Source organism: Pseudovibrio ascidiaceicola, assembly GCF_900114245.1.
Classification (GTDB): Bacteria; Pseudomonadota; Alphaproteobacteria; order Rhizobiales; family Stappiaceae; genus Pseudovibrio; species Pseudovibrio ascidiaceicola.
Genome location: NZ_FOSK01000001.1, coordinates 836,031 through 857,017, shown reverse-complemented (window position 1 = coordinate 857,017; position 20,987 = coordinate 836,031). Strand labels below are relative to the sequence as shown.

18 protein-coding genes and 1 pseudogene are annotated in these 20,987 nt (G+C 50.9%); 13 read left to right on the top strand and 6 right to left on the bottom strand.

Going from position 1 to position 20,987, the window contains the following annotated elements; translation table 11 throughout:
• Positions 1-14 precede the first annotated feature (14 nt).
• Positions 15-500, bottom strand: a complete 486-nt coding sequence (locus BM231_RS04135; protein WP_093516911.1) for a RidA family protein — start codon at positions 498-500, stop codon at positions 15-17.
• Between the two features lie 81 nt (positions 501-581).
• Positions 582-1,556, bottom strand: a complete 975-nt coding sequence (locus BM231_RS04130; RefSeq protein WP_093516909.1) for a hypothetical protein — start codon at positions 1,554-1,556, stop codon at positions 582-584.
• A gap of 370 nt (positions 1,557-1,926) precedes the next feature.
• On the opposite strand from BM231_RS04130, the gene BM231_RS04125 reads away from it, so the two are divergent.
• The 4 genes from BM231_RS04125 to BM231_RS04110 all read left to right on the top strand — a co-directional run bounded on the left by BM231_RS04125 (position 1,927) and on the right by BM231_RS04110 (position 5,216).
• Positions 1,927-2,238 (top strand): hypothetical protein, encoded by a 312-nt coding sequence (locus BM231_RS04125; RefSeq protein ID WP_093517106.1) that lies wholly within the window; start codon positions 1,927-1,929, stop codon positions 2,236-2,238.
• A gap of 24 nt (positions 2,239-2,262) precedes the next feature.
• Entirely contained in the window at positions 2,263-2,715 is a 453-nt protein-coding gene (locus BM231_RS04120; protein WP_093516907.1) for a cysteine rich repeat-containing protein, read from the top strand.
• Positions 2,716-3,192: 477 nt separating this feature from the next.
• A complete protein-coding gene (locus BM231_RS04115) occupies positions 3,193-3,390 on the top strand; it encodes a hypothetical protein (protein ID WP_093516905.1) in 198 nt (65 codons plus the stop codon).
• Positions 3,391-3,437: 47 nt separating this feature from the next.
• On the top strand, positions 3,438-5,216 hold the full coding sequence (locus BM231_RS04110; RefSeq protein WP_093516903.1) for a M10 family metallopeptidase C-terminal domain-containing protein: 1,779 nt from the start codon (positions 3,438-3,440) through the stop codon (positions 5,214-5,216).
• Positions 5,217-5,266: 50 nt separating this feature from the next.
• Here the strand turns inward: BM231_RS04110 and BM231_RS04105 are convergent, their stop codons facing one another.
• The gene (locus BM231_RS04105) at positions 5,267-5,863 is read right to left on the bottom strand and encodes a DJ-1/PfpI family protein (RefSeq protein WP_093516896.1); all 597 of its coding nucleotides are present in this window, start codon (positions 5,861-5,863) and stop codon (positions 5,267-5,269) included.
• A 240-nt stretch (positions 5,864-6,103) separates the two neighbouring features.
• On the opposite strand from BM231_RS04105, the gene BM231_RS04100 reads away from it, so the two are divergent.
• Positions 6,104-6,580: a hypothetical protein gene (locus BM231_RS04100; protein WP_093516894.1), complete on the top strand. Its 477-nt coding sequence runs from the start codon at positions 6,104-6,106 to the stop codon at positions 6,578-6,580.
• A gap of 39 nt (positions 6,581-6,619) precedes the next feature.
• Here BM231_RS04100 and gltS read toward each other — a convergent pair whose 3' ends face one another.
• The gene (gltS, locus tag BM231_RS04095) at positions 6,620-7,876 is read right to left on the bottom strand and encodes a sodium/glutamate symporter (protein WP_208860039.1); all 1,257 of its coding nucleotides are present in this window, start codon (positions 7,874-7,876) and stop codon (positions 6,620-6,622) included.
• 163 nt (positions 7,877-8,039) lie between these two features.
• Between gltS and BM231_RS04090 the strand changes: the two genes are divergently transcribed.
• Entirely contained in the window at positions 8,040-8,858 is an 819-nt protein-coding gene (locus BM231_RS04090; RefSeq protein ID WP_093516890.1) for a class I SAM-dependent methyltransferase, read from the top strand.
• Between the two features lie 161 nt (positions 8,859-9,019).
• Positions 9,020-9,214, top strand: a pseudogene (locus BM231_RS27515) (2Fe-2S iron-sulfur cluster-binding protein); the annotation flags it as partial.
• Positions 9,215-9,989: 775 nt separating this feature from the next.
• Here BM231_RS27515 and BM231_RS04080 read toward each other — a convergent pair.
• Both BM231_RS04080 and BM231_RS04075 read right to left on the bottom strand, forming a co-directional pair.
• Complete coding sequence (locus tag BM231_RS04080; protein WP_093516886.1) at positions 9,990-12,908, bottom strand: putative bifunctional diguanylate cyclase/phosphodiesterase; 2,919 nt, start codon at positions 12,906-12,908, stop codon at positions 9,990-9,992.
• A gap of 196 nt (positions 12,909-13,104) precedes the next feature.
• Positions 13,105-13,569, bottom strand: coding sequence for an RrF2 family transcriptional regulator (locus BM231_RS04075; RefSeq protein ID WP_208860038.1), 465 nt, complete (start codon positions 13,567-13,569; stop codon positions 13,105-13,107).
• A gap of 333 nt (positions 13,570-13,902) precedes the next feature.
• On the opposite strand from BM231_RS04075, the gene BM231_RS04070 reads away from it, so the two are divergent.
• The 6 genes from BM231_RS04070 to BM231_RS04045 all read left to right on the top strand — a co-directional run bounded on the left by BM231_RS04070 (position 13,903) and on the right by BM231_RS04045 (position 20,869).
• Positions 13,903-15,237 (top strand): globin-coupled sensor protein, encoded by a 1,335-nt coding sequence (locus tag BM231_RS04070; protein ID WP_093516884.1) that lies wholly within the window; start codon positions 13,903-13,905, stop codon positions 15,235-15,237.
• A 435-nt stretch (positions 15,238-15,672) separates the two neighbouring features.
• A complete protein-coding gene (locus BM231_RS04065; protein ID WP_193757817.1) occupies positions 15,673-17,019 on the top strand; it encodes a substrate-binding protein in 1,347 nt (448 codons plus the stop codon).
• Between the two features lie 117 nt (positions 17,020-17,136).
• Positions 17,137-18,165, top strand: coding sequence for a branched-chain amino acid ABC transporter permease (locus BM231_RS04060; RefSeq protein WP_093516882.1), 1,029 nt, complete (start codon positions 17,137-17,139; stop codon positions 18,163-18,165).
• A gap of 7 nt (positions 18,166-18,172) precedes the next feature.
• On the top strand, positions 18,173-19,327 hold the full coding sequence (locus BM231_RS04055) for a branched-chain amino acid ABC transporter permease (protein ID WP_425287809.1): 1,155 nt from the start codon (positions 18,173-18,175) through the stop codon (positions 19,325-19,327).
• A 10-nt stretch (positions 19,328-19,337) separates the two neighbouring features.
• The gene (locus tag BM231_RS04050; RefSeq protein WP_093516872.1) at positions 19,338-20,093 is read left to right on the top strand and encodes an ABC transporter ATP-binding protein; all 756 of its coding nucleotides are present in this window, start codon (positions 19,338-19,340) and stop codon (positions 20,091-20,093) included.
• Positions 20,090-20,869, top strand: a complete 780-nt coding sequence (locus BM231_RS04045) for an ABC transporter ATP-binding protein (RefSeq protein ID WP_057461711.1) — start codon at positions 20,090-20,092, stop codon at positions 20,867-20,869. Before BM231_RS04050 ends, BM231_RS04045 begins: the two co-directional genes overlap by 4 nt.
• The last annotated feature ends 118 nt before the right edge of the window (positions 20,870-20,987 follow it).

The window sequence follows — 20,987 nt, the reverse complement described above, 5'->3', positions numbered from 1 at the left end:
CAGATAATTACAGTTTAGTCAGCAGTTGCTTTTTCTGGCACGATTGCAATGGCATCCACTTCGAACTCGATAATATCGGTCGCAAGGACTGGCACAGGAATGAGTGTGCTTGCAGGTGGGCTGGCGCCGAAGATTTCGCGGCGCTTTTTATTGACATAGTCCAGTCTGGACTGATCATGATCTTTAATCAGCACTGTGATTTTCACCGTGTCTTCTACACTGCTGCCAGCTGCTTCCAGCGCTTTGATCAGGTTTTTGAAAGTTCGATCGACTTGTTCTTCAAAGGTGTTTGATCCATCTTTGGAAATACCCACCTGACCAGCCACATATGCGATGCGAGCACCCGGTGCGACAACAACAATCTGTGCGTACCCAGACTTGGTTGAATCCGACAAGGTGTCTGGATTGATGACGGTTTTCTGGTCAGTCTCTGCTGCCAATGCTGAGCTACTCAGCAAAATTGCGGCACACATCGCGAGAGCTTTGCCTGTGGTTTTCATGGGGCGTTTATTTCCTGATTATGAGGCTCTGTTGTGGCGGGTCATCTCATCAGCAGCCAGTTGTCCAGCTTGCATCACCTGCTATTTTTTACCAGGCTTGGCTTTGGGTGGCGCCTTTGCTTTTGGCTCTACCTTGAAGCAGGCTTTCATCTTTTCCACTTCACCCTTCAGTTTCGGGATATCCGAACGAACGGACTTAACCTTGCCGTTTTTGAGGGCTGTTTCGACTTTTTTGATCAGATTGTTTGCGGAGGTTTTGTGCTTGTTGAAGTCTTTGACTTTTTCCTGATCACTCAAGGTGCTCAGCTTGCTGGACAGATTTTTGATGTTCTTTTTGGCATCCTCGGCAACAGCCTGATATTCTTTCTTCCGTTTTGCGATGTCTTCGCTGTTGCCAGGCCGCAAATCAAGCATAACGGCTTTGGCTTCTTCCAGCTCTTCTTCCGCTTCGAGGAACTTGTCAGCTTCCAGCGTCTTCAAGGACTGATCCAGCCCATCCCTGGCGTCTGAGTAGATGTCCTCAAACTCTTCACGAGCGTTCTCGTCCTGAATTTTATCTTTTTCCTTGCCCAACTCGTCCAGTTCAGCCTTTGCAGTATCAATCTTGGCAGTTAACTCTGCATAAGCCTCCTCCGGGTCTTTGGCTGCAGAGTAATAGGCTGCTTCCAGCGCATCTCTCATGAATTCGAGCTGATCAACAGCATCACTGAGTGCACCGCCGGCATCTCCGCTGCCCATACTGGCCTGTGCCTTGTCGATATTACTATCAACAGCAACATAGGCCTGATCAAAATATTGGAGGTGCATCGCAAGATCACGGTCGAGTTTCGCCTTGCCTGCGATCTCGGATCGTCTGTCATATATGGTGTTTAATGTTTTTCGGAGGTAGTTGATGTGATCGGCAACTGGCGTTTTACCATCAATGCGCAGGTTTTCTTTAGGTTCCCGCTCAAAGCCCTTCGTGGGCCCGTTCCATTTTAGATTACAAGCGCTTAGTACATTCTCAGCCCAAGCCTCAACTTCTGGCGAGATTGTTTGTGCGTCTACATCCGACATATAGCAACTCCAGACCAATGCGGTGACAGCTTATTTCTTTGCAGTCCATTATGCTTAGCTAGAAAGCTCTTGCCTCCATATATGAGAGTTTGAGTGAAAACGGCTTGAAGGAGATCTCTCAAGGTTTGAGCAAACTTGAAGCTTTCGCCCCATAAAAACTTGATGCTGACTTGAATCGTTGCCCGACAGAATGCCTTGAGGTTTTGTATGCCTAAAACGCGAGTAGCCCCTGAAAGATAACTCTAACGTTTGTCCCTAAGCATCTTCAAATGCGTGGAAGCCAGTGGCTGAAGCGATTGGCAAAGTTCCAGTGCACCCGTTCATCGGACTGGTCTGGCGCCGAAGACCACATCAACTCAGGGAAACAAACATGCGACTGAAATTACTCGCAGCAGCGGTCATCGCAGGGTCACTTGGCTACACCAGTCAAATCGACTTTAACGAGCTTCCAACCGGCGTGGCTCTCCTCTTTTCTGTCGGCAAAGCTAACGCCCAGAATGCTCAGATTAATCAATCAAGACGCGTCGCACGACGGACATCCCGCAGAACATCCAGACGCACCAACTATCGCCAGTCCATATCTGGCTGCAGCCCCTATAACTCCTATTACAACTGCGGCGGCGTCTATTACAGACCTGTCCTTCAAAACGGCGTGACTGTCTATGTCGTTGTTAATCCGTAATTTTTCTATTCTGGAGACCCCAAAATGATTAAATCACTCGGAGCTGTCTTGTTCGGTCTTGGCTTGTTGGTTGCGACCACCGGATACAATGCGATAGCGCAGGATACAGCAGCAAAGAATGCAGCCCAAGGCGTGTTTGAAGCCTGTGAACCAGAGATAAAATCTCATTGTAAGGAAGTGACACCCGGAGAAGGTCGCATTTTTGCATGCATGTATGCCTACGAGGACAAACTCAGTCAGCAATGCTCAACTGCGATTGATGACTTCGCCGACGCTCTGGACTTCTTCTTCGCGAACGCCAGACAGGCTCTGGCAATTTGTGCTCCAGATATTGAAGCTCAGTGCTCAGAAACAGAAGTTGGCGGTGGACGTGTCCTGACCTGCCTGAGTGAGAAACAGGATAAAGTAGGCGCTGAGTGCAAAGAAGTGATCGAAGTCTTCAGTGAGAAGTTTGGCCTGAAAGACAAAGACTCTTAATTGCCGTAGCGTAGATTGCTGGCTGAGCAGACATACCAGTTTATCAGCCAGCTACTCCACGTGAAATCTAATGAATAAAACTAATTGAAGCCCCATAAGCGCAATATAATTACATTAATTGATGTCATTTTAGTTGATAATAATGCACGATAAATCTACCTAATCTATCAATAATGCCAGATCTTTGATGAATAATGCTTTTTGCATATATTCGCCTAAGGATATTTCGTTTTTCTACCCCTACGTCAACTGCTAGTAAATTCATGTACGCATGATAATTACATAATGTGTGGGAGGTCATCGGTAGACGTCATTTCTGCCGGTCATGGATCATTATTGCTTGTTGCCTGACCTGTGTTTTGCTCTTCTCTGATGGTCCATGAGCTTTTGAACTGGATGCTGTGACACATGAAGAACGCCAGATTGCTTATTGCGGTTGTTGCTTTCTGTTTTTCCGCTTTCGGAGTGAGAGCCTCAATGCCGGTTAATCCTGACCGGCCCTACTCAGACCCCACTTGTTCCTATGCCATTGAACGGTTGAAGGAGGCTGTGGCTGGCAGCCCCTTGCAAAGCAGCAAGGAGCAACAGCGGACAGTTCAATATGCCATTGAGCAAGTGGAACGTGCGTGCCTGGAAGATACTGGGCGGACGGACGACCTTCCGAAGCCCCAGTGAAAATGAACTCATTCATCTGAATGTCCATTTTAAGCTGGAGAAACATAATGACAAATCTCTATGAGACCAGAGATGCCGCAGACAACGCGTCCACATCCTACCGTTTAAGGGACACGGGGCAGGACGCGCAGGGATCGAACAACAACATCTTCGAGACGGTTCAAGGCACTATTAGCAGTGACGGCGACCACGACTGGTATGAAGTCGAGCTGGTTGCCGGGCAGACCTATACCTTCGCTGCAATTGGCACTTTTGATGGCGAAAGCCGCTTGGACGATCCTTATCTGCGCCTGCGGGACGCCGATGGGAACCTGCTGGTGGATGACGATGACGGCGGACCGGGCACACATTCCACGATTACGTTTACCGCAGCAACCAGCGGAACTTTTTATCTTGATGTAGCGTCCTATGGTGACCAAGGCACTGGCCAGTATGGCTTGTCTGCCGTGGAAGGTGACAAAGCTTATTATGACGGCAACATGGGCGCAGGTGCCCTGCTTCGCCCTGGCCTTTCATGGAGTGGACCGGGTACCGCAGCGACAGTGACTTATGGCTTCCGGGAGAATAACAACGGGGGTGAAGACACATTTGCGCATGTCACTGATGAACAGATTGCAGCTATTGAGAAGGTGCTGGCCTCCTACTCAGAAATTGCCAATATCACGTTTGATCGGGTGAACCCGGACGGATACACCGACGATGCGACTATGCTGTTTTCCAACTACAACTCCACCACGGATGGTGCTGGTGCCTATGCTTATTACCCAGGTTCGCCGGAGGCTGGTGAAAATGAAGGCGACGTCTGGCTGAACACGAACAGCGTTTCAACCGAGGAGTTGCCCACCGGCTCTTACAGCCACTTTGCTGTGATGCACGAGATCGGTCATGCTGTGGGACTGGCGCATCCGGGGGACTACAATGCGGGTCCGGGTGTTCGCATCACTTATGATGATCATGCTCAGTTCCGGCAGGACACGCAGCAGTATTCCGTGATGAGCTATTTTGATGAGAGCAACGCGGATTCCAACCTCGGCTATGGTGGCTTCCCGGATACGCTCATGCCGCTGGATGTTCTGGCGCTTCAGCAGCTTTATGGGGTGAACATGACCACCCGAGCGGATGATACAGTCTACGGCTACAACTCCAATGCTGGTGGTGCCTATGATTTCTCTGAGAAGATGCCCAGCGCAGTTACCATTTGGGATGCTGGTGGCAATGACACCATCGACATGTCTGGAGCTGGTAAGGTCAACCAGATGATCAGCCTCATTGATGGCTCCTTCTCCAACGTGGGTGGTGGCCTGAGTAATCTGGCGATTGCTTACAATGCCGTTATCGAAAACGCGATTGGTAGTGGCGGCAATGACACCATTATCGGCAACGCTGCCAGCAACATTCTGACCGGCAAAGCTGGCAATGATACGCTGCTCGGCAATGGCGGTAAGGACAAGCTGATTGGCGGGAACGGTCACGATACCCTTCGTGGTGGGTCTGGCAGCGATGTGCTGAAAGGCGGTGCGGGAGACGATACTCTGGACGGTGGTTCTGGGGCAGACAAGTTGATTGCAGGCGCCGGTGACGACACTCTTACAGGCGGTTCAGGCTCTGACAGCTTCTGCTTCTTCAATCTGGGAGGTGATGACACCATCAACGACTTTGAGATTGGCAGTGATCTCATCATGATCAAGAGCCGCATGGCTGAGTTTGACAACCTCACCATCTTCGACGATGGCGGAGATACCGTGATCACCTTTGGTACAAATTCCATTTCTCTGGTGAATGTGGATGCTGCACTTCTTGGCGAAAGCGACTTTGCTTTCGTGTAGTCAGCAGAAACTGGTCAGTGCCCTATCAACCCAGGGCACCGACTCAGATTTTAAGAGGCAGCCTCGGCCATTTCTGGTTCCATATGCTCAGCACCAAGCATGGCCTTAAACTGCTGAAGAGTATCCGTGGCAAGCCCAGCGGCTTCAAAAACGGCAGCTGTAAAAGACACCGGAGCCGTTCCCGGAGCGGAGATCACGCGGCGATCCGAGATAGCTGATGCACTTGGGCAGTAGTGCGCTACTCCCCTGTAGTTTTGTGCATTTTGCTGCAGGAATTCTGCGTTATTTGATGTGTGGCTTACTTCATTCAGCAGGCCAGCTCTGGCCAACGCCAATGTGCCACCGCAAACTCCAGCAATTGCAACACCACGCTCGTGGTGAGCCCTGAGCAGATCTGCAATATCCGGTGCTTGTTCGGTTTCCCATATGGTTCCCCCTACAACGACAATAACGCTCGGCTCAAACGCCCTGATCTCATCCAACCTGCGCGAGACAATCGCAGCCAGCCCGCCCTGCGATTTCACTTCACCCGCCTGAGGGGTGAAGAACTCAACCTGCATGCCGAAAAATGGGCCACCTGTGCCAGCAATAAATGCATATTCCCAATCAGCAAAACCTTGGGTGAGGATCACTGCAATCTTTGTCATTTCAAATATCCTTTTGAGCAATCAGTCGGGTTGATCGCCATCACTTACAATAGATTCTGTTCACTATATGTTCATGAAATAAGATTGGCTATCCCTTTCTTATGAGAACGACAAAACAGATGCTCTTGCTTCCATATAGGCAGATTTCTTTGATCTGAACTACCACGTCAGATCCTAGGGATTTAGGTCTTGGCTGAGATGTGTTGCCCTGTGAGTTCAAGTTGAGTTGGGGAGGCATAAATGGGGCAATGGAAACTTCCTATTCAGGCTGCGATTGCGGCGCTGATGATGGGGTGTGCCACGTTTGTTGCCTTTGCAATTGATGGCAAACCACCGCAGCACTATCCGGAGCTGGTTGGGCAATGGGTGGTGATCAAGAAAGATGCGGTCTATTGGCATCGAGACATCCAAAGCCAGGAAAACGGGCCCTCGCATTTGCGAATAGATGAGCAGACGGGGCCGGTGTTGGAAGGCGTCTTCTTCTGGCAGGTCAGTCCTGGGTCCGGGCGGGATCATGATGGACGGTCCGAGGTCTCAAAATCCAAAGAGCCCGTGATCGGGATGATCGGCTGGGATGGGGCTTCCCTCACCCTTGTTGAGCACCCGGATACAGGCACTATGCAGGGTCGTATGATCAACTCTGATACGATGGAGTTGGTGCACTATGAGGCCGGGCCGTATGCAACTATCTCTCGGTATTTGCTCGTACGACCTTAAACTTCTCAAACGACATTTTCAGCTCCAGCCTCATACGGCTCAGAGCGCAATCAGGTTTGTGATCACCCAGGTGTTCATCAGGTCGATAAAGAAGCCGCAGGTGAGTGGCACGATGAGGAATGCTTTAGGCGATGCACCAAACTGGCGGGTGACGGAGGTCATGTTCAGCACCGCTGTGGCTGTGGAACCGAGCGCTATTCCGCCAAAACCTGCTGCGATGACTGCTGCATCATAATCTTTGCCCATAGAGGTGAAGACGATAAAGAGGGCGTAGCCAATGGCGAGTGCGATTTGCAGAGACATCACCAGTGCGACGAAGCCCATAAATTGCCAGACCACCAACAGGTCCATAGTCATCAGCGCGATGCTTAGGAAGATACCTAGGCTGATGTCTGAGATCATCGCCATGCCTTTTTCGCGGCCAACATTGTCGTAGTTGCGAAACAGCAGGCGGCCTGTGTTGTTTATGATGATACCGGCAACAAGAATTGGCACGAACACCGGAATGACGACACCAGCTTCTTGTAGGCCAAGATACATCATGTAGCCGATGAAAATTGCCATGTTGATGAAGAAGACCGCGCCCAGAACATCGTAGTAGTGCAGGTTCAGCTTACCGTCGTCCTTGAAATTCTGCCCAACAGCTTCGTCTGTGCTGAGAGATCCTGCCAGTTTATGCCGTTTCATGAGGTACTGAGCAATCGGTCCACCGATGATACACGCAGACACGATACCAACGGTGTTGCAGGCAATACCGATTTCCTGCGCATTTGCGACGCCAAGCTCTGAGGCAAAAATCGGCGCCCATGCCAGCGTTGTCCCTACCCCGCCAGATAGCGAAACTGACCCGGCGATGATGCCTGTGTGAACTGGGTAACCATAGACACTGGCGGCACCCATACCGACAAAATTCTGAATGCCGAGAAATACCGAGGAAATGATGATGAGGATGACAAGCGGTTTGCCACCTGTCAGGAGGTCACTTACCTTTGCACGAAGACCGATTGCTGCGAAGAAGTAAATCAAAAAGAAATCAATCGGTTCTGTCGAGAATTTGAATTTCACACCCCACCAGACTGTCAGCACAGTAACAAGAATGGCGCACAGCAAACCCCCTGCCAAAGGATCAGGGATCGTCAGTTTTCGCAAAGCTACATTTTTGCGAACGAGCTCACGCCCAACAAACAAAACAAGGATTGCAATTGTGATTGTCGTAAATGGATCAATCTCAATAAGCTCGGGTTGCGCAGCTTCCATACGGGCCTCACTGTTCACCAGCCTTGGTTCTATCAGCATGACCTCACTTCCCGTTTAAAAGTGATCTGCGTATTTTAATCGGGGTGATCCATTTTATTTACTCTGATGCGGCAACAAAACCTTATGCATTGCGTAGATTTTCGAGAATTTCTTGTGTAAGGAAGGTCTTCAATTTCAATATTACAGCGGCTCAACTGTCACCATGACAAAACTAGACAACGAAGCACTTGCCGAAGCATATAACCGGGCTCTGGATCTGGAAAAAGCAGGCAAGTTTGACGAGGCTGCTGAAGCCTACAAAGCAGTTCTGGAGTTAGATCCGGAAGATCATGGTGGCGCGGCCGTTCGTCTGGCAAGCATGGGCAAAGGCAATGCACCCGTCAAAGCCCCGGATGCTTATGTAAGTACGCTGTTTGATCAGCATGCTGAAGTGTTCGACATGGTTCTAGTGGATCAGCTTGGCTATTCCGTACCGCTGATGGTGCGCGACAAGATTGAGAAGCTGGAGCTTGGCCCTTTCAAACGTTTGCTGGACCTTGGCTGCGGTACTGGCCTTTCCGGCGAAGCCCTGCATGATCTGGTGCCCCATAAAACCGGCGTAGACATTGCCGAGGGTATGGTTGAAGTTGCGGATGAGAAGGAAGTTTACGACGACCTTTACGTGGGCGAAGTGGTTGAGTTTCTCAAGGTTGAGGAAGAAGAGCGCTGGGACCTTATTGCCGCGACTGATGTGCTGCCCTACATGGGCGAGCTGGAAGAGTTTTTCGCCGGTGTTGCAGACAACATTGAAGCAAACGGCATCTTTGCATTTTCTTCTGAGACACTTCCTGCGGACGTGTTAGGCGAGCAGAACTTCATGGTGGGCAAGTACCATCGGTTTGCGCATGCTGAAAGCTATGTTCGGAACCTGCTGGAGAAGAGTGGTTTTACCATCCTTGATCTTTCGCCGATTACCGTTCGCTTTGAACAGGGTGAGCCAGTACCGGGTCATCTGGTCATTGCGGCTTACAAGAAGAGCTAAGGGCGTAAAAATAACTAGATAAAGTCAGGTGACTATTAATTGTTAAAATTGTATTAATGTCGCGAATGACTTAGATTTCCCCCTAGGAAATAAGCGTGTAGTTCTATAATTTGTACAACCGTAGATACGTCCGTCACATATGCGGAGCAACATGGGTGCCCATGACCAGTCTTAATATCAATGGCAGATCGATTGATGCCAAGCTTGGTGAAACTCTTTTAGAAGTCGCTGAGCGTGGTGGACTAGCTTTGCAGTGTGACTGCGGACATACGACTTGTGAAAGCACACGTGTTACCGTGATTTCCGGTGAGGTGGAAGCCAATGGCTCGCGGCTGAAAAGCACCGTTCTTGCTTGTAAAGCAACGGTTGCTGGCGATGCTGAGCTGAAACTGCCTGCATCCTCTGAGTTACAATCGCTTAAAGGGCATGTTTCTGCAGTGCGGAAGGTTTCAGATGACCTTTTCGAATTGCGCCTGAGTTTTACCAAGCCGATTTCATGGCGTCCGGGCCAGTATTACCATGTTGAGTTTCGCGGCCAGGAGCGGGTGAACCTTTTCGCCAGTTTTGCGCTGGATGCAGGGACGGAATTCAACACGCTGATTTTCCTCATTGAGCAGGCTAATACTCCTGATCTTTTTGCGATGCTCGCGAAGAAAGGCGATGTGAAGGGGCGTGTTGGCATTACCGGTCCTTATGGCTCATCCTTTCTTGGGCATGATGATGAGCCACTGATCATGGTTGCCGGACCGAACAGTCTGCCTCCAATCTGGGCAATGGCTTTGAGTTCCGTCATGGGGCAGCCACGCCGTGAGAAGATGCTCATTCTGGATCAATCATTGAAACAAGACCAGTTTCAGCAGGTGTTTAACTGGCTGAACCGTCGTGGCATACAGCCGACCTTTGCGGACCTGCAAGGTGTTGGAGCCGCTGAAACCCTGCAGGCGTTGTTGCCAGATCTCACCGAGTTTGACATGGCTTATATGGCTGGCTCACGCGACTTTATTGCCAGCCTTGAGCATGTTTTCATTGAAGCACAAGCCACTTACGGGCGGATTCCAAACTTCCAGCCGTGGGATGATGTGGCAGAACCCATTGATGATGCCGCTGCGATGGAACCTGCTGAGTGACTATTTAACCAGCGGCTTTCTTGGTCAGTTTTGAGTTGTTGACCTGAGCTTCCAATGTGATGCCGCGCGCTTCTTCCAACATCCAGAAGAGTGCCTGATTAGGTGGTGCAGGTTTGCCAAAGTAATAGCCCTGCGCTTCTGTACATCCCATAGCCTTCAATTGCTCTGAGATCTCTTTGCTTTCAACGCCCTCTGCCGTGGTTGTAATACCCAGGCTGTTTGCAAGATCTATGACAGAGTTGACGATGAAGCGGGAGTCGTCATCCTCAGTCATACTCATCACGAACGATCTGTCGACTTTAATCCTGTCAAAGGGGAAACGGCGGAGCGTACTCAGTGAGGAGTAGCCCGTTCCAAAGTCATCCATGGAGATCTTAACGCCGATCTGCTGCAGCTTCGCCAAGGTCTGACGCACGCGCAAATGATCTGCCAGCAACACGGTTTCGGTCACTTCCAGCTCCAGTCGTCCAGGATCCAGACCGGTGCGGGCCAGCACATCATCAACAACGGGCAAGAGCTGCTCGCAGTAGATCTGGCGCGGTGACAGGTTGACCGCCAAGTTCACCCGTTTGGGCCAGCCAACGGCTAGGGAACAGGCTTCGTCCAGCACCCATGCCCCAATCTCCAGAATTAGACCGGTTTCTTCTGCCAATGGGATGAATTCAAATGGTGAGATGAAACCGTAGCGTGGGTGGTTCCAGCGCAGTAGTGCCTCAAACCCCGAGATTTCTCCGGTTGCCAGTATGACTTGTGGTTGGAAGTAAACCTCCAGCTCCCGGTTGGCGGTGGCTTTATAGAGATCAGTGATCAAGGTCTGGCGCTGCTTGATTTTGGCAGCCATATCATCTTCGAAGAAGCGGAAGGTGTTTCGGCCATCATTTTTGGCCTGATACAAAGCAAGGTCGGCAAAGCGGATAAGCTCATCCACGTTTTGATATTCCTTGCTGAATGTCGCGATACCAACACTCGCAGCGACCACGATTTCATGACCTTCTAGGAAACATGGAGAAGCGATGACTTTCAGCACTTCTTTGGCAAGCTGTTCAAGGTCTTCTCGGGAGGCAGGCAACTTGGACAGGATTGCGAACTCATCCCCACCGAGACGGGCGACCATCTCTTTGTTAGACACCTTTTCTCGCAGGATTTTTGCGACGTGGCACAAGAGCTTATCGCCGACAGCATGGCCCAGTGAATCGTTGATGGTCTTGAACTCATCGAGGTCCAGCCACAAAATGCCGAAGTGCTCATCCTGCTCAAGGGCAGCTTGTTTCATCTCTTGCAAGCGCTCATTCATCAGCAGGCGATTGGGCAGTTTGGTCAAGGCATCGTGTGTTGCGAGGTAGCTCAGGTGATCACTGATGCGCTGCCTGTCAGTGATATCCTCGAAGATCGCAACCCAGCCGCCGCCATCTTGCGGCTCAAGTGTCATCAGAATGACCTGCTCGCTTTGCAATGTAAGCGTGAAGGTGCTGCGTACTGAGCTGGGCCAGTGCTGTTGAGCGACAGAGTTTTCATCTGCTTCCTCCAAAAACTCCTGAGCCAACGGCATACATTGGACCATTTCGTCCCATGTCATGCCAATTTTCCCCTCACCCTGCTCACAAGCGAAGATGTCATCAAAGCGCTGATTGAACACAATCAATCTTTTCTGTGTATCGAACATACACAGCCCATGAGACATATTGTTGAGAGCCGCGTCGAATAACGTATTTTGCTTCACCAATTGCTGTTCTTGCTTGCGTAATTCCTTATTCTTGCGCTGAATGTTGAGACGCAAACTGTCACGCTCGCGAGCGGAGGCTTGGAGCACTTTGACGGCGCGGGCGATCTCTCCGACCTCGTCCATTCTTCGGGTACCTTCCACCCGCACATCAAAGTTCCCTCCGGCCACATCAGAAAGAGCATCTGCAATGCGTTGCAATGGCTGGGACATTTTGCGGGAAACAAACAGGGCTACGATGAAGATGATGAGGCAGGCTGTGAAGCCCAAAACGATAAGCCGCTCAAAGGTTTGAGAGCTTGTTTCTTCCCCTACATTACGTAGACGTTCCTGCGCGTCCAGAAGGACCTCCAGTGGCTTGAATGCGCAGATTACAAGGGGAGATGGGCCATTGTCGCAAAACTCAAATGCAGTGTTCAGGATCTTGAGTTTGCGTAGGTTTTCCGGCATTTGCAGGGCTTCCACCGGCGCATTTGGAGACGCGCCAACCAGCTTTTCCTGATAGAAAATAGCAATCTCAGCACCTGAGATCTTGCTGTACTCGTCAATCACGCCGGAGTTGAAAGGAAACCAGCGCTGCGCCACCAACGCACCACGCCATTGGGTGCCCGGATCTATGAGTGAGGAATAGAGGACCTGAGAGACGCCTGCATCCGGCTCTCCCGGCAAGAGCGGGCCAAACTGCGTGGCGGGAAGCAGTGTGTATCTGACGGCTGGACCTGTGCCGGTTGAGGGTGTCCAGACAGTGCTAAGTGACTGTTTCAGATGTACTTTGAGAAGTTGCTTCTGTATTAGCCCTGGATCAGCGCGCTTGGATGCACCAACGATCTGGCCACGGTAGTTCAGCAGGATAATGGCATCCAGCGGCGTGCCTTCCTGCACAAGTGACAGAATGTTCACATCCCCTGCCCAGACGCGTGTTTCTGCAGCTTTTACGATGTCACCGCGCTCGCCAATAGCAGAGAGACTAGCTGCCGTTTCGGATAGCTGAGACTGAATACGGTGTCTTATCAAAGCAACATCGCGTTCAAGTGTGGTGGAGAACTGGTTTACGGCGATTTGGGAAAGCTGTTCGCTTTGGAGTTGGAGCGTTCTTTCCCATTGAATTACAACGAGAAATGTTAGCGCGAAATAAGATAGAGCAATGGCGACAACAGAGATGATTGCTAGTTTCAGAGAAATTGAGTGCCGGACTCGTCTCATAGAAATTGCCTGCGCCGAACAGTTTGCTATTCGCCAAATGAACAAAAACCTCGTGCGTGAGGGCACAGAGGTCTCATGAACAAGACCTGATTGTCGCGAAACTGTCTTAAGCAGGCGTGAGCACTACCAAACTATGAGTTTTGTCGGTTAATGCTCACGAAAGCAGGTTGGTTAAATGCACTTTAATTGCATCGGACTAGGCAGAGAGCTCTAGCTTTCTTTCTGCGTTCACCTCAACGCTTGTCCTAATTTCATCTGCGTTTTCAATAATCTGCGTCAAGTTGATTGCATCCAGTTCTTCCATGAAAGAATTCAGCGCATGCTTCAGCTTGCCTTTGAAGCGGCAGACACCCGAGAGCGGGCATGGTTTGGCAGGATTACATGCAAAGCACTCCACCAGTGCGAAGTTGTCTTCAACATTGCGGATGAGTTTGCCGATATTGATAGAAGCTGGCGCATGAGCGAGCATCAGACCACCCAATCTCCCGCGTCTGGATTTGATGTAGCCTTTCCGGTTTAGGATCTGCACGACCTTGGCGACCTGAGGGCGCCCGCTGTTGGTTGCCTCAGACAAGCGGTCAATTGTCCACTTGTCGCTCCGGTTGACAGCCATGAGCATCAGTATGCGTACCGCTACATCTGTCATCCCAGTTAATTTCATAGGTACCTCGACCTTACTCTAAAGCTGAAATTGCTTCATCGAATTACAGTTAATAAAAACATTTGGGGTATTATTTTTATTGATTGACACCGGTCATATACTACAAAAGAGCAGTACTCACATGGGAACATTGATCTCCGTCAAAAGTTATCAAAATATAAATACAATTACCAACTACACGCATCCGAACCATTACGCTGGGGCAATTAGAATTTATCTTCTATACTTAGCGTAAATAACTTTTTTTGCGTTTTTTTCTTTCGTGACCCCAATATTTCCTTACGTAATAACTGAAAGAAACGAAAACTATGATTTATTAAGCATGGATTTTTAATGAGCGAAACTATCGATGATCGATTGAAGTATCACTGTATTTCTTCGGCAGAATTGGAAGAACTTGGAAACTCCCAAGATATCATCATGGCGATCATGCCTGAGGTCTTGGATGAGTTTTATAGACACATTCGAAACTTTCCAGAGACTCTGAAGTTTTTCAAGAATGAAGAGCACATGCGCCATGCACGGGAGAAGCAGCATGAGCATTGGCGGCTCATATGCAGCGGCAAGCTTGATGATGACTATGCTCAATCCGTGCAGCGGATCGGCAGAACGCATCAGCGGCTCGGCCTGACGCCGCAATGGTATATCGGAGCTTACAGCAGGTTAGGGACGTTGCTCAACACAGCTCTTCTTGAGCAATCTGGCGGCGGATTGTTCTCCCGCTCTAGCCGAGCAAGCAAAAACCTGCCTGCCATCCTCAACAAGGTCATCCTGCTTGATATGGACCTAGCACTGGCGGTTTATGACCAGACCGGGGAAGAAGCGCGTCAAGAGTTTCTGACAGATCTTGCTGAGCATTTTGAAGGATCCGTCGGCCAAGTCACGTCTTCCATTGCCAGCGCTGCGGATCAGCTACACGGGTCTGCCGTGTCACTCTCTGGCAACTCAGAGCACACCAACGAGATCAGCTCCAGCGTGGCCGCTGCCTCTCTGGATGCCTCTCAGAACGTTGAAGCCGTGCGGTCCGCAACCGAAGAGCTGGGAACAGCCATTTCCGAGATTGCCGAACAGGTCCATAAGACAACGATCACGGCCTCCAACGCAACACTAGCGTCCACGAAGGCCTTCCAGCAAGTCAATCATCTTTCCCAAGTGGCGATTGAGATTGGTGATATCATTGACTTGATTACTCAAATCTCGGAGCAAACCAATCTGCTTGCTCTCAACGCAACCATTGAAGCGGCGCGCGCCGGTGAATTGGGCAAAGGGTTTGCGGTGGTTGCACATGAGGTGAAATCGCTTGCTCAGCAGACAGCGAATGCGACTGTGCAGATCAGCGATCAGATCTCTGGGATTCAGGAGAGCACAAGCGAGTCCAAAGAGGCTATCTCAGAGATCAAAGTGATCATTGAGGAAATGAACGACAGCGCGAATGCCATTGCCAGCGCGGTTGAACAACAAGGCATCGCAACGCAATCCATTGCCGTGAACATCAGGGATGCTGCATTGGGGACCACGCAGGTATCAGATAGCATCGGCCAAGTGCAAAAAGCGGCAGACGAAACCGATAAAACCGCCTCTGGTGTGCTTGATGCTGCACAAATTTTATCCAATCAGGCTGCTGACCTGCGTTCTTCGGTTGGCACTTTCCTCGGCAACTTGAGATAGAAAGCCTTCGCACTTGCGTTAGCTGCACTACAAAAAACTGGTGTTTGTCTTTCAGCCATAAGACAAACACCAGCGCTCTGCCTGCTTTGGGAAATTTAAACGACATTCTTCATGAATTCAGTATTTTACAGTTTTAGCAGACACCTTACGTAAAATGCATTCATTTCAGCCAAGTCACATTTGCAGTGCAGCACTTCCTGAAAACTAAATAGGGCAAACGATTTACAACATCTAATAGAATGTTACTTGGTATTAACCTTTGGTTTAAAAACCATAAGTCGAATTGCGATTCATTATACTACCGAACTAGGCTTTCCTTTGCGTGAGCTGACGTAACTGTTTCTGGTGAACAAGGAACGGTGAGCGCGGCAGGTTCTTAGGAGGACGGGACCTCTATCACGTCATTTTGGGCATTTTGCCTTTCGGGAGGATTTCATGAGCATTATTCGTAGGCCGATGAATCGGCGTAGCCTATTGAAGGCGGGAGCAGCCAGTGGTCTGGTACTGGCGACCCCAACTATTATCAGCCGCAGCGCTTGGGCTGAAACCAATTTCCGCAATGACCCAACCAATTCCAAAACAGTCACTTTCGGTTTCAACGTGCCACAAACAGGCGCATATGCTGACGAAGGCGCAGACGAGCTGCGTGCTTATCAGCTGGCTGTCAAACACCTGAACGGTGAAGGTGACGGCGGCATGCTGAGCACCATGAAGCCACTTTCGCTCAATGGGAATGGCGTTCTTGGCAAGAAAGTTGATTACGTCACCGGTGATACTCAAACAAAGTCTGACGCGGCCCGTGCTTCTGCCAAGCGCATGATCGAGAAAGACGGCGTTGTCATGTGGTCTGGTGGCTCTTCTTCCGGCGTGGCGATTGCACAGCAGTCTCTGGCGCAGGAAATGGGCGTCGTGTTCATGTGCGGTCTGACCCACTCCAACGACACCACCGGCAAGGACAAGCGGCGTTATGGCTTCCGCCACTTCTTCAACGCTTACATGTCCGGTGCAGCGCTTGGCCCAGTGCTTGACAAAGAGATGGGTAAAGACCGTCGCGCTTACCACCTGACAGCTGATTATACATGGGGCTGGACACAGGAAGAGTCCATCGCCAACACCACTGAAGGCCTTGGTTGGGAAACCGTCAACAAAGTCCGCACCCCACTGGGTGCTGGTGACTTCTCCCAGTACATTGCTCCAGTTCTGAACTCCGGTGCTGATGTGTTGATCCTGAACCACTACGGTAAGGACATGATCAACTCGTTGACACAGGCTGTTCAGTTTGGTCTGCGTGACAAGCTTGTCAACGGCAAGAACTTTGAGATCATTGTTCCGCTGTACTCCCGTCTTATGGCTCAGGGTGCAGGCGAAAACATCAAAGGCATTTACGGCACAACCAACTGGAACTGGTCCTTGCAGGACGAAGGTTCCAAGGCCTTTGTTAAGTCGTTCGGTCAGGAATATGGCTTCCCACCATCCCAGGCTGCACACACCTGCTACGTTCAAACGCTGCTTTATGCAGATGCGTGCGAGCGTGCGGGTACCTTCAATCCAGCAGAGGTTATCAAGGCTCTGGAAGATCACCAGTTCGACGGTATGGGTAACGGCCCAACCCTTTACCGCGGCTCTGATCACCAGTGCTTCAAGGACGTGCTGGTTGTGAAAGGTAACGAGAACGCGACTTCCCAGTTTGACCTTCTGGAAGTTGTTGAAGTGACACCTGCATCTCAGGTCACATATGACCCAGAGATCTTTGGTGGCGAGCTTGGACCTTACAAGGTCTAACAGCACCGTTTGCCCGGCTGCAGCTTTTTGCAGCCGGGTAATGGCTCCTGCTTGAACCACTGATGTTCCGCATTGGATGCCTTGCACCTTCTCACGAAATTAAAGGGAGAAGAGCGGATGGACGCCATCGTTCTTCAAATTCTCAACGGCCTTGATAAGGGCGGCGCCTATGCTTTGATTGCGCTTGGGCTAACGCTTATCTTCGGTACGCTTGGAGTTGTGAACTTCGCCCACGGGGCCTTGTTTATGCTTGGCGCATTTTGTGCCGTAGCTTTCAATAAACTGATTGGCCTTGAGCAGGTTGTCGTCGATCCAACCAAGACCACTGCCTGGGGCACACCTTTGGAAACCCGTGTGCCTTACATTGAAGTGTGGCTGGGTGATACTGGCACGACGATGCTGAACTACTCCGTTCCATTGTCGATCGCATTCGCTATTCCGGTCATGCTGCTGGCTGGGTATGTGATGGAGCGTGGTTTGATCCGCCATTTCTACAAACGCCCACATGCTGAGCAGATACTTGTGACCTTTGGTCTGGCCATTGTTTTGCAAGAGATCATCAAAACTTATTTCGGTGCCAACCCCATTCCACAATCAGCCCCTGACATGGTGCGCGGTGCTATGGATCTGGGTGTTATGCTTGGTTTCGACCCGGGAACCGTTGTTTATCCGCAGTGGCGCATTGTGTATCTGTTTTTCTCACTCAGCGTGATTGGCGGGGTCTTTGCCTTCCTGCAATTCACCACCTTTGGCATGGTTGTTCGCGCTGGCATGGCTGACCGCGAAACTGTTGGCCTTCTTGGCATCAACATTGAGCGTCGCTTTACGCTGGTCTTTGCCGTTGCTGCGGTCGTCGCAGGCCTTGCTGGTGTTATGTACACGCCGATCCTTCCGCCAGATTACCACATGGGTATGGACTTCCTCGTGCTGTCTTTCGTGGTGGTCGTCGTGGGTGGCATGGGGTCCCTGCCCGGCGCGGTATCAGCTGGCTTCCTGCTTGGCATCTTGCAAAGTTTTGCGAGTATGAACGAGGTGAAGACCATTCTGCCCGGTATCGACCAGATCATTATCTATCTTGTTGCAGTTATTATCCTTCTGGTTCGCCCGCGTGGACTTATGGGCCGCAAGGGCGTGATGGAGACCTGAGCCAATGATGACCAAGAACTCTCCACGCTCCGACCTGCTCATGCTTGTGCTGTTTTCAGCTGCAATCCTGACAATGCCAATATGGCTGGCACCGGTTGGTGCCGGGTATCCTGACCTTTTGCAGAAGTTTGCCATCTTTGGCCTGTTTGCTTTGGGCTTCAACTTGCTGTTTGGCCTCACAGGCTATCTCAGCTTTGGCCATGCTGCCTTTCTGGGCATCGGGTCTTACGCCGCGGTCTGGAGCTTTAAGTTGCTGGGTATGAACCCACTTCCAGCACTGCTCTTTTCCGTGGTGTTCTCTAGCCTCTTTGCAGTTGCAATCGGCTATATCTCACTGCGTCGATCAGGCATCTACTTTTCCATTCTGACGCTTGCCTTCGCGCAGATGAGCTATAATTTGGCTTACTCTGTGCTGACCCCAATCACCAATGGTGAGACGGGTCTGCGGGTGTTGCAATCCGACCCGCGGTTGTTTGACAGCTCTTCAGAAGCCTCTGGTCCGTTAATCTCCAACCTGTTTGGTATTGAGATGACCGGATACTCAGGCTTCTACTTTTGTGCCGTTCTGCTCATCGTTGGATTTTACATTTCACAACGCATCTTCCGCAGTCCGTTTGGCATGATGCTGCGTGCTGTGAAATCCAACCAGAACCGCATGAGCTACACCGGACTGAACACACGGCCTTACACACTCACTGCTTTCGTTATTTCCGGCATGTTTGCTGGTGTTGCAGGTAGTCTGCTGGCTGTGACTGATCCGCTTGCAGGTGCTGAGCGCATGCAATGGACGGCATCTGGTGAGGTGGTTTTGATGACCATTCTTGGTGGTGCTGGTACTCTGCTTGGACCGATCCTTGGTGCCGGCCTCATCAAGTACTTCGAGAACATCTTCTCTGCGTATAACGAGCAGACATTGCATGCCATCTTCTCTTTCCTGCCTGACTTCATGGAGGGGCCGGTGGTGAGTCTTGCGAGCCTGTTTGTGGGCGAAGGGTGGCACTTGACGCTTGGTTTGCTGTTTATGGTGATCGTGATCTTCCTGCCTGGCGGCATCATGGAGGGCTTCAACAGGATAACCAAAATGTTCCGCCGCAAGTCTTCGCGCGTTGGCAAGGGAACAGGTCATTCGCATTTTCCAGCATCAGCGAATGCAGCGGAATAGAGAGGCAACCATGGAAATTCTTAGTGTTAAGGGCGTAAACAAGCGCTTTGGTGGCCTGAAAGCTCTCGATGACGTGAACCTTTCCATCGAGCAAGGGCATGTGCATGCCATCATCGGGCCAAACGGCGCGGGCAAGTCCACATTGCTCAACTGCTTTGTGGGCCGCCTGATTCCGGATACAGGCTCTGTGACTTTTCTGGGCAAGGATCTCATTGGTGCTAAGCCGCATGAGATCAATCAGGCAGGTGTTTCCCGCGTGTTTCAGACGCCAGAGATCTTTGGTGATCTGACCTTGCAGGAAAACGTGATGATCCCAACTCTGGCAAAGCGAGATGGGGCATTCACCATGAACGCCTGGGCTCGTGTGGATGGTCAGGGCGAGATACGCGACAAAGCCATGCATATGCTTGAGGATGTTGGGCTTGTAGATAAGAAAGACATGACTGCAGACTCTCTTTCACGAGGCGACAAGCGGCGTCTGGAGCTGGCGATGTGTCTGGTTCAGGATCCAAAACTGTTGCTTTTGGATGAGCCAACAGCGGGCATGTCTCGTGCTGACACCAACAACACCATTGATCTGCTGAAGCGTATTGGTGAGCGCGGCATTACCAAGATTGTTATCGAGCACGACATGCATGTGGTGTTCTCCCTCGCCAGCAAAATCAGTGTTCTGGCACAGGGCACTGTGATTGCTGAGGGGCAACCAGAAGACATCAAGGGCGATCCACGCGTTCAGGAAGCTTATCTGGGAGGGGCGCACGTATGACCATTCTCGAAGATCAATTTAAAGGCGCGACGGCTCCGGGTGTTACGCCTGTGCGCTCCAAAGGTGGTGCTCCGGCTTACTTCTCGGCTTGGGATCTGCATGCCTATTACGGTGAAAGCTATATCGTTCAGGGTGTTAGCTTTGACATTCGCGAAGGTGAGATCCTTGCGCTGCTGGGACGAAATGGGGCGGGGAAGACGTCTACTCTTCGCGCGATTGCACGTGCCAGCGACCCTCAGCTGACACATGGTGAGATCTGGCTAGACCATAAGCCTATTCATGAGATGCCAAACTATCTGGCAGCTCAGAACGGAATCCAGTTGGTGCAGGAAGATCGCCGGATCATTCCAGGACTGACAGTTGAGGAGAACCTTCAACTAGCGCAGATTTCGGAGCCGCACGGATGGTCGATTGAGCGTCTTTATGATCACTTCCCTCGCCTTGCAGAGCGTGCCAAGCAGGAAGCTGTGACCATGTCTGGCGGTGAACAGCAGATGCTGGCTGTGGCCCGTGCGTTGGCTCGCGACGTGAAGCTGCTGTTGCTGGATGAGCCGTATGAAGGCCTCGCGCCGGTGATCGTTCAGGAGATTGAGCGCATTCTTGAGAACGTGAAAGAACTGGGCATCACGACGATTATCGTGGAGCAGAACGCTGTGGCTGCTCTGCACCTTGCGGACCGTGCGGTTATTCTGGACATGGGCGAAGTGGTGTTTGATGGCACGGCACAGGAAGTGCTCGACAACGAAGAGCTACGGCAAACCTATCTGGCGATCTGACGATTTTGTTGGAGCGTCAGCTCCGCAAAAGCAGGTTGCGTTATTTCTGAGTCTGCAACTTGCTTTATTTTGCAGGGTGTTTCTGAGCATTTTTCAGCATGCTTGGAGATCCCGATCA

What these genes read in the sequence shown, in the direction of transcription:
- BM231_RS04065 (WP_193757817.1), top strand. Translation starts at nt 15,673, where the DNA reads ATGAGCATTATTCGTAGGCCGATGAATCGGCGTAGCCTATTGAAGGCG.
- BM231_RS04045 (WP_057461711.1), top strand. Translation starts at nt 20,090, where the DNA reads ATGACCATTCTCGAAGATCAATTTAAAGGCGCGACGGCTCCGGGTGTT.
- BM231_RS04090 (WP_093516890.1), top strand. Translation starts at nt 8,040, where the DNA reads ATGACAAAACTAGACAACGAAGCACTTGCCGAAGCATATAACCGGGCT.
- BM231_RS04060 (WP_093516882.1), top strand. Translation starts at nt 17,137, where the DNA reads ATGGACGCCATCGTTCTTCAAATTCTCAACGGCCTTGATAAGGGCGGC.
- BM231_RS04080 (WP_093516886.1), bottom strand. Translation starts at nt 12,908, where the DNA reads ATGAGACGAGTCCGGCACTCAATTTCTCTGAAACTAGCAATCATCTCT.
- BM231_RS04115 (WP_093516905.1), top strand. Translation starts at nt 3,193, where the DNA reads ATGCCGGTTAATCCTGACCGGCCCTACTCAGACCCCACTTGTTCCTAT.
- BM231_RS04135 (WP_093516911.1), bottom strand. Translation starts at nt 500, where the DNA reads ATGAAAACCACAGGCAAAGCTCTCGCGATGTGTGCCGCAATTTTGCTG.
- BM231_RS04100 (WP_093516894.1), top strand. Translation starts at nt 6,104, where the DNA reads ATGGGGCAATGGAAACTTCCTATTCAGGCTGCGATTGCGGCGCTGATG.
- BM231_RS04075 (WP_208860038.1), bottom strand. Translation starts at nt 13,569, where the DNA reads ATGAAATTAACTGGGATGACAGATGTAGCGGTACGCATACTGATGCTC.
- BM231_RS04050 (WP_093516872.1), top strand. Translation starts at nt 19,338, where the DNA reads ATGGAAATTCTTAGTGTTAAGGGCGTAAACAAGCGCTTTGGTGGCCTG.
- BM231_RS04070 (WP_093516884.1), top strand. Translation starts at nt 13,903, where the DNA reads ATGAGCGAAACTATCGATGATCGATTGAAGTATCACTGTATTTCTTCG.
- BM231_RS04055 (WP_425287809.1), top strand. Translation starts at nt 18,173, where the DNA reads ATGACCAAGAACTCTCCACGCTCCGACCTGCTCATGCTTGTGCTGTTT.
- BM231_RS04125 (WP_093517106.1), top strand. Translation starts at nt 1,927, where the DNA reads ATGCGACTGAAATTACTCGCAGCAGCGGTCATCGCAGGGTCACTTGGC.
- BM231_RS04110 (WP_093516903.1), top strand. Translation starts at nt 3,438, where the DNA reads ATGACAAATCTCTATGAGACCAGAGATGCCGCAGACAACGCGTCCACA.
- BM231_RS04105 (WP_093516896.1), bottom strand. Translation starts at nt 5,863, where the DNA reads ATGACAAAGATTGCAGTGATCCTCACCCAAGGTTTTGCTGATTGGGAA.
- gltS (WP_208860039.1), bottom strand. Translation starts at nt 7,876, where the DNA reads ATGCTGATAGAACCAAGGCTGGTGAACAGTGAGGCCCGTATGGAAGCT.
- BM231_RS04120 (WP_093516907.1), top strand. Translation starts at nt 2,263, where the DNA reads ATGATTAAATCACTCGGAGCTGTCTTGTTCGGTCTTGGCTTGTTGGTT.
- BM231_RS04130 (WP_093516909.1), bottom strand. Translation starts at nt 1,556, where the DNA reads ATGTCGGATGTAGACGCACAAACAATCTCGCCAGAAGTTGAGGCTTGG.